Here is a 1207-nt window from a genome sequence, read left to right on the forward strand (position 1 = left end):
CCCCCGCACGCGTGGGTACGGGGCGGCTGCCCAGGCCCACCGCGAGCTCGGGGCCCAGTTCGGCGGGCCGCAGGGCGGAGTGGAGCCACAGGGCCAGGGGCAGGAGGAACGCCAGGGCGACCGCGAGCCACACGATCCGCTGACGAGACGCACCGGAGAGGGAACCGACGGTCCAGACCGCGGCCTCCTGGGCGCCGGCCAGAGGCAACCGGGCGATGAGCTGGGTCACCACCGCGGTGCCCAACGCCGCCACGGCCACCCCGCCGAGGAGGAACCGCTGGCCCACGATTCCGGAGTGGCGACCCGCGGACGCGCTCAGGACGATGGCCAGGGCGACCAAGGACCCGAGAAGCGCCGCGGGGATGATCGCCACCCCGCGTAGTCCCCAGAACGCCATCCCCGCGACCGCCCCGGCCGACGCCCCGTGGGAGATGCCCAGGATGTCGGGGCTGGCGAGCGGGTTGCCCAGGACCCGCCTGAACAGTGCCCCTGAGGCGCCGAACGCCAGACCGGCCAGGGCGCCCAGCACCGCTCGCGGGAGTTTGTCCTCCATCACCACGAAGGTGGCGCCAGGGATGGTCGCTCCTCCGACGATGGCCAAGAAGTCAGGGACCGTCACCGTGTACCGGCCGAGCAGGACGCGCACCGCCATGGCCGCCACGAGGGCGCAGACGAGCCCGAGTACCACGAGCAGGGTGCGGTTCCGGCGGGTGGCGGCGAGTCGGCGGATGACCCGTTCCGTCTCGTCCACCTCGTCCGCGGTCCGGTCGAGGACGGCGGAACTCATGAGGCGCTCACCCCCCGGTTCAGACGCAGCATCGCGATGAGGAACGGCACGCCCATCGCCACGGTCATCACTCCGACGGCGATCTCACCCGGTGGTGCGATGACGCGCCCCACGGTGTCGGCGAGGAGCAACACGACGGGGCCGATGACCACGGACAGACCCAGGACCACCCTGCTGCCCACGCCGACGAGCCGGCGCAGCAGATGCGGGACGAGGAGACCGAGGAAGGCGATCGGACCCGCCAACGCGGTCGCGACCCCGGACAGGATCACCACTCCCCCCAGGACGACCGCCCGGCCGGCCACCGGCACGACCCCGAGACCGCGCGCCAGATCGTCGCCCAGGGCGAGCGCGTCGAGCGACGCCGCCCCCGCGAGGACGAGGGCGAGGCCCAGGAGGATGAACGGCAACGCGGCGGTG

The 1207-nt window shown here is 73.4% G+C and carries 2 protein-coding genes; both read right to left on the reverse strand.

Features of this window, described 5'->3' with window-relative positions:
• Positions 1-787 (reverse strand): iron chelate uptake ABC transporter family permease subunit (locus G6026_RS13130; RefSeq protein ID WP_194307624.1); only part of this gene is annotated, 787 nt, incomplete at its 3' end.
• A partial coding sequence (locus G6026_RS13135) for an iron chelate uptake ABC transporter family permease subunit (protein WP_182613432.1) occupies positions 784-1207 on the reverse strand: 424 nt, incomplete at its 5' end. The genes G6026_RS13135 and G6026_RS13130, both read right to left, overlap by 4 nt.

The organism is Dietzia sp. DQ11-38-2 (genome assembly GCF_014145055.1).
In the GTDB taxonomy this organism is placed as follows: Bacteria; Actinomycetota; Actinomycetes; order Mycobacteriales; family Mycobacteriaceae; genus Dietzia.